Here is a 6,878-nt window from a genome sequence, read left to right as displayed (position 1 = left end):
CCAATTTAGCATTAAAGTTCCGACTCCTTTTGAAATTACGTTAGAGTCGTTTTTTAATTCAGAATAAAATTCAGTTAGAGTTTTACTTTTTTGGTCTGTATTTCTTCTTATCGGCATTTTTGGTCAAATGTTGGGTAACGTGTTTGTATATGATTAGTGGCGTGTTTCAGCACCTAATTTAGTAAATAAAAACCGAATAGAAAATCTGCAAAGATTTTCGTAAGCAAGCTATAACTAGCCATTAATTATATACGTTGTTATCTATAGGTCTTTTCATAGTTAGCCAGAGTTCAGATGTTTAAATTTTTATATAAATATAATTTAGGAATTCTGATTTTAGCAACGGTTTAAGCGCAATGATACATTTCTACTGTCAGATTAGCTCAGATTGGTTTTTCTGCGTGTAATTCAGTCGTAACGATAAACGCAAGCTTTTCAATCTTAGTTTATAAAATCAAACAGAATCCAATCCGTAACGTTTTTCAGATTACATTATTCATCTTAGTAATTATTCCCTTGTTGGAAGTTCAGACTTATAGATTTTCCAATAATTTTTGTTGGTGAGTAACTTATAGATAACGTTGTTGTATATGTTTTGTTGCGTGTTTCAAGCAACTAATTTAGTAAATAATTACCGACCAAGAAAGTCCGCGAGGACTTTCGTAAGTAGGCGAGAAGCTAGCAATAAATTATATACGGTGTTACCACACGTTTTTATTCAATTTCAATTTCAATTTCCTTCGATATTTTCGAATAATAAAACACTTGGATTTTATACTTTCCTTTCGGCAAATTACTTTTCGGATTAGATTCAGTTTGTTTTAAAATCGGAATTTTTAATAAATCGACAGAATATTCTTTTGTTTCGTTTGGTTTAAGTTCAATTTCATAATCTTTTAAATCGTCTGGTGAAAACAATTGAGAACTTAAAATATGACTTGAAATTTGGCTTGTTAATTTTACATTATTTAAATCCGTAATTGATGCTCCAGTTCCGATTGGATGTTCCCAATAATCTCTAATCATTATTTTTTCGGCAATATTGGATTCGTTTTTCCAAATCAGTTTTATTTCAATTGGTTTTCCTTCGTAATATTCTTTTTCCGCTTCGATATTGAATTCAACTTTGTCGGAAGTCGGATAACCAGAAAATTGAATTTTCGCGTTTAATTCCGAGTTCAATTTCTCTTTTTGAGCGTCTTGCTTAACTCCTTTAGCGAAGTCAAACATTTCAAGTCCGAAATAAGAAATCCCGATAATTATAATTCCAATTATTGTTATTAAAATTCCTTTTTTCATTGGTCTTGTCAAATGTGTGGTAACGTTTATGTATAAGAATAGTTGCGGGTTTGTATGCGAGGATTTTCCGAAGGAAAATCAGACGTTACAAACACGCAGCGACCTTTGATTAAGCACTAAGCCGCAATTATTTTTATACGGTGTTGTGCATAGTATTTTAATTAAATTTCACTTTCTTCCGTTCAATTAAATCGGCATTTCTGGTTGATTGGTCATTCATTGATAAATAATGAATAGCTAAAATTAATTGAATATTTGGGTCTTTTAAATTAAAATATTTTTTGTCTTTAAGGACTTCCCAATATTGTATATCGAAACTTCCAAAATCTCCAGATGCCTGAATTCTTTCTGCATATTTAGCTATTCTCGGATTTTTTTTTCCTAATTCAGACAAATATTTCTGATATTTTCCTGTAGATACAGCACAAATATCTTTGGCTTTAGTTTTACTCGGATAATAAGTGGATTCGCAAAACATCCAAATTTCATTAAAAGTTGATTTTGAAATTTGGTCATATAGTTTTTTCTGCTCGTCAAAGTCAATATTTGTCCAAAATCCGTTTCCACTCGCTATTAAATATTCGTGAGGTGTTCGTTCGTAACAAGTTTTGAAATCAGAATCCATATGTAGGCACATTTCTGATTTGAAGAATTCTGTTATTTTGTTTAAATCAGTTATCTGTTCTGTCGTAAAATTTTTGTTTAGTTCGGTCACAGAATATTGAGATTTACAAGAGAAATTCAATTGTAAAATTATAATTCCAAATATGAATATTATCGTTTTTCTCATATTATGCACAACGTGTTTGTATATGGTTTGTTGCGTGTTTAAGCACTAAATTTAGCAAATAAAAACCGAATAGAAAATCCGCGAGGGTTTTCGTAAGCAAGCTAGAACTAGCAATAAATTATATACGGTGTTAGGCACAGTTATTTTTTATTCTCAAAATTTATTAAACCAGAACCTTGTTTTTCAATAAGTAATTCATTCAATAGTTCCATAGAAAATGTGTAAATCTTAAATTCCTTATCAAAGTGTGTTGTGGTTGAATAATTTTTAATTCCTTCTGCAATCGTTTCTTTTTTGAGATATTCATCAAGAAATAAACTATATACTTCTTTTAGGCGTTTTTCTAAATTTTGGTCTTTTTGTTTTTTAGATAGTATATATTTTCCTTGTTTAGTATCCCAACATCTTTTATGTTGATAACCATAAAGACTATCTGTTTCTTTAATCAAACAGTTAAATGAATTTTTTCCGGAACTATCACATTTGTAAAAATCAATTTTTTTTGATATTAGGTTTTTAAGCATAGACATATATGAAAGGTATATCTCGTTTGATTCATTTAAATTGCAAGTAATTGCGATTATAAAATCGTGAAAAACTGGGATATTCCAACCATTTATTTCAGAATTATCAATGTAATTTATATCTGCGTTTCGTTCTATTAATAAATCTGCAATTTCAAGATTATCCGTCTTAAATGCAATTTGTAATGCTGATTGTCCATCATCTTTTTTAGGTGGTTGTTTTGCAATACAATTAGATAATTCAGGTTTTTTGTCTAAATAGTTTTTTACTTTATCGTAATCATATTGTCTTATGGCTTTGAAAAAAACTTTCATATTATTAAAATTTTTGGATTCTGCGTGTTAATTGTGCCTAACGTGTTTGTATATGCTTTGTTGCGTGATTAAGCAACTAAGTTAGTAAATAAAAACGGAATAGAAAATCCGCGAGGATTTTCGTAAACAAGCTAGAACCAAGCAATAAAATATATACGGTGTTGGCAATAGTTTTTAATATTGATCATAAATCCATTCTCCATTTTCATCATAAGCAAAACCCCAAGTTCTTGTATTTATATTAATTGATGGAACTAGAATTGGAGTTTGAGAATAATCAGAATTTGGATAATGATAATAATCAAAAGTTTCTTCATATTCTGTGAAATTATTTTCAGATAATGACCTATAAAAAGTCTCATCAAAAAGTTGAAGTTTTCTAAATGGATTTAGTGCAGAATCATAACCTCCAAATCTTTTTGTTTCCTTTTCTTCATATACAGTATTTGGTATATCGCTATATTTTGTAGATGAAATTGTAATAATGCTATCTAAATTATTATTAGAATAATATAATTCAGATTCTTCTATATCTCTTACAGATATATTTGAAGATTGATAGATATGAGTTGATGCTTTTATATAAGAAATTAACTTATTATTATCATAACTATAATATATAGTATCATAATTTGAAAGATGCTGGTTGTTTTTTTCTTCAAAAATTATTTTCTGAATTATTTTATTAGCATTGTCTAAAACAAGAGTAGTTTCATTTTCTGGAATTGTAATGTTGCTTCCAGTAGTTGATTTTTTTACAAGGTGTACTTTGTTTGCAGCGTATTGAAAATCAAAATATATAGAATCAGTCAGTATGTTTAATATACCAGCACCAGAAGGCACTTGTGAAACTTCTCCAATTCTTTTAATCATCCTACTTTGTTCATCGTATTCAAGTTTTACTGAAAAATCTGGATAATTTGGAAAATCTGGTGAATAGATAGATGTGTCAAATTGGACATAAGCAATATGATAGCTTTCAATGTTAAAATCATCAGTTGGTTCAACAATATCATTATCTGTATTATCACTGCTACAACTTAAATTAAATATTAATAAAAACATTATTGTTCCAATTATTAAAAGATTGTTTTTTGTCATTATCGTTCGTTTAAATTATTGCCAACGTGTTTGTATATGATTAGTGGCGTGTTTCAGCACCTAATTTAGTAAATAAAAACGGAATAGAAAATCTGCAAAGATTTTCGTAAGCAAGCTAAAACTAGCCATTAATTATATACGGTGTTAGGTAACGTATTTCTTTAGAAGCTTATAAGATTCGTTAAAATTTTATCAGATAAACTATCAGAGCTTATTAAATTCCCTTTATCTGTAAAGTATAAGAAACCAGAAAATTGTATTCTTTTATGTTTTTTATGCATTTCAATATATTCAAATGCTTTATTTTTCCATTTCGGAAACTGTTTTGTACCATATTTTGTTAACATCCCCACTTCAATTATAGTGTCCTTTTCCTTTGTCCTAAATCCTCTGTATTGTCGAAAATATTTTCTTTTATTTCCGTTGAATTCTGTTTGAATTTTTTGTTCAATTAATTTTAAGTTTTTCTTAGTTGGGATATAGTTATAAGCAATAAATGAAGAAAACTTAGTATAATCATTTTTAATAGTATCTTTTAATATAGTTGCTTTCTTAAAACTATTTCCTTCAATAATTATATATTCATTTGTATTTTCAATTTCCGTTACTTTAATTAATTGATTTTCACCAATAATTTTTTTTTGCATTTTGCAGGAAATCAAACCCATTGCAATTACAAAGAAAAACGGAAGATTAATATAGAATTCGGAATGTTTATTCATATGTTACCTAACGTGTTTGTATATGGTTTGTTGCGTGGTTTAAGCAACTAATTTAGTAAATAATTACCGACCAAGAAAGTCCGTGAGGACTTTCGTAAGTAGGCGAGAAGCCAGCAATAAATTATATACGGTGTTACCACACGTTTTTTATTCGTTTATAATTGTTTTCCGTTGCGAGTTTTCCCAAGTTTGAGTCAATTCGTATTTTTTTAATTCTGTATTTGGATAAGTTCCACCATAATTCCAAATTTCGAGATAGTCAATTATTCCATTTGAAAAGAATAGAGTACAATTTGCTCCGATTTCCAATTCAGGTGATTTTATTTCTACTCCATCTAATATTAGCTTATCTTTTTCAAAACGATGTTTTTCAATTCCGTTTTTATGCTCAAATCCGATAAATACTCCGTTACCTGTATATTCATAATCAGATTCCGTTATAAATTCAATTTGCGATTTTGCTTTTATTCCGTCACTATCTCCATCTAAGAGTAATTCTAAAATATCAGCTATAAATTTTGATTTCAGCATTTTTTTCAAATGTGTGGTAACGTGTTTGTATATGGTTTGTTGCGTGTTTAAGAACGTAATTTAGCAAATAAAAACCGAATAGAAAATCCGCGAGGGTTTTCGTAAGCAGGCTAGAACCAGCAATAAATTATATACGGTGTTACCTGCAGTTTTTTAATTCAGTTAGTAATTTATTAAAGTGGTCAAATTTCGGATTAATATCTTGTGAATATTTGTTTTTATTCCATTCATTATAAATCGGTAAATACTTTTCTACTTCTTTTGTTCCGTTTTGCTTGTCAGTCCAATTCAATGCTAACAACGCACTAGTTTGTTCAAATTGCAAATCTTTTCGGGTTAAATAATAGTCAAGATATTTTTTTAAAAACCCAATCGAATTTTCAGTATTGAAAGAGGCAAGTGCAAAACAATAACCATCTCCAGCGTAACAAACTTGACTTTTCAGAAGGTGAGTTCCGATAATATTTTCTAATTCAGTATAGTTTTTAATCGTAGCAAAGTATGCTCCAACAATTCGAGTTCGCCAATTAAAATTCCCTAATAATCTTTTTGCTATTTCGATATTTAATTCAGATTTCACTTCTTTAAAATTCCAAAAAATATCATCCTTTTTAGGGAATGACATATAAAATGGTAAAACCCATTTATTAATAAACTCTTTATCAATTTCAATTTCAGATTCGTAATGTTTTAAATTTTCAAATGGACTTTTGTGTCTTACGGTTGCACCTGCAGAATGTAGTTCAATATTTCTCTTTGTTTGTTCGTCCATTGTTGGTTGGTCAAATTGCAGGTAACGTTTATGTATAAGAATAGTTGCGGGTTTGTATGCGAGGATTTTCCGAAGGAAAATCAGACGTTACAAATACGCAACGACCTTTGATTAAGCACTAAACCGCAATTATTTTTATACGGTGTTAGCATACGTATTTTATTTTAATTTCAAATATTCCTTTCCGTTTTCAAGTATAAGCTTTTCAGATGTCAATTCATTTATTTTACTAAAACTTTGTCCTCCCATTCCAATAGAAAGGATTCCAAATTTATCTTCATAATAAACTAATTCCGGAATTGGTTGACAAGAAGTGATTGAAGTAATCCCTTCATTAAAATACTTCTTTTCACGAGAATAAAATCCATTTCCATTTTTAAAACTATAAGTGATTTCATAAAAGTAATCGACTTTTTTTCGCTTATCTCCTTCTGATTCTATTACTGTTCCGTTTTCAATGATTATCAGAGTTTCTTTGTCGTTCCTATAACTTGTTCCGATTGTATCTGTCAAAATTCCGTTTGTTCTTTTTCCAAGATATTTCCACTTTCCACTTATTCTTTCTCCAATGTTCTGTATAGTGTCAGAATATTTAACTTGAAGTTTTGAGTCAAGTTTTATTTCTCCAAAGTCTTGTGAATAAGATTGGGTGAAAAATGAAGTGAATAATATTATCAAAAGTGGCTGCATTCAAGGTTCTAACGCAACAAACGTTGCTTTTTTTTAGTTTATACTAAGCTACATTTTTTAGTTCAAAATCCATAATTTCTTGAGGAGTTTTATAACCTATTATTTTCCGAGGTCTATTGTTAAGTTTTTCTTGA

Annotated in this window: 8 protein-coding genes; all 8 read right to left on the bottom strand. The window is 29.0% G+C overall.

All coding sequences use genetic code 11. The annotated features are described in order from the left end of the window. Positions 1-714: 714 nt before the first annotated feature. The 8 genes from ACVCXO_RS00405 to ACVCXO_RS00370 all read right to left on the bottom strand — a co-directional run bounded on the left by ACVCXO_RS00405 (position 715) and on the right by ACVCXO_RS00370 (position 6,732). On the bottom strand, positions 715-1,299 hold the full coding sequence (locus ACVCXO_RS00405) for a hypothetical protein (protein ID WP_452227624.1): 585 nt from the start codon (positions 1,297-1,299) through the stop codon (positions 715-717). A 157-nt stretch (positions 1,300-1,456) separates the two neighbouring features. Then, positions 1,457-2,014, bottom strand: a complete 558-nt coding sequence (locus ACVCXO_RS00400; RefSeq protein WP_452227623.1) for a hypothetical protein — start codon at positions 2,012-2,014, stop codon at positions 1,457-1,459. A gap of 215 nt (positions 2,015-2,229) precedes the next feature. Continuing rightward, complete coding sequence (locus ACVCXO_RS00395) at positions 2,230-2,928, bottom strand: hypothetical protein (protein WP_452227622.1); 699 nt, start codon at positions 2,926-2,928, stop codon at positions 2,230-2,232. 174 nt (positions 2,929-3,102) lie between these two features. Next, positions 3,103-4,029, bottom strand: a complete 927-nt coding sequence (locus ACVCXO_RS00390) for a hypothetical protein (RefSeq protein ID WP_452227621.1) — start codon at positions 4,027-4,029, stop codon at positions 3,103-3,105. A gap of 161 nt (positions 4,030-4,190) precedes the next feature. Continuing rightward, a complete protein-coding gene (locus tag ACVCXO_RS00385) occupies positions 4,191-4,751 on the bottom strand; it encodes a hypothetical protein (protein ID WP_452227620.1) in 561 nt (186 codons plus the stop codon). Positions 4,752-4,898: 147 nt separating this feature from the next. Next, complete coding sequence (locus ACVCXO_RS00380) at positions 4,899-5,282, bottom strand: hypothetical protein (RefSeq protein ID WP_452227619.1); 384 nt, start codon at positions 5,280-5,282, stop codon at positions 4,899-4,901. A gap of 139 nt (positions 5,283-5,421) precedes the next feature. Beyond that, positions 5,422-6,054 (bottom strand): DUF6000 family protein, encoded by a 633-nt coding sequence (locus ACVCXO_RS00375; protein ID WP_452227618.1) that lies wholly within the window; start codon positions 6,052-6,054, stop codon positions 5,422-5,424. A gap of 159 nt (positions 6,055-6,213) precedes the next feature. Then, entirely contained in the window at positions 6,214-6,732 is a 519-nt protein-coding gene (locus ACVCXO_RS00370) for a hypothetical protein (protein WP_452227617.1), read from the bottom strand. Positions 6,733-6,878: the final 146 nt, after the last annotated feature.

The organism is Lacinutrix sp. MEBiC02404, from assembly GCF_053601575.1.
The sequence above is the reverse complement of the archived record's forward strand: the minus strand, read 5'-3'. Positions and strand labels throughout refer to the sequence as shown.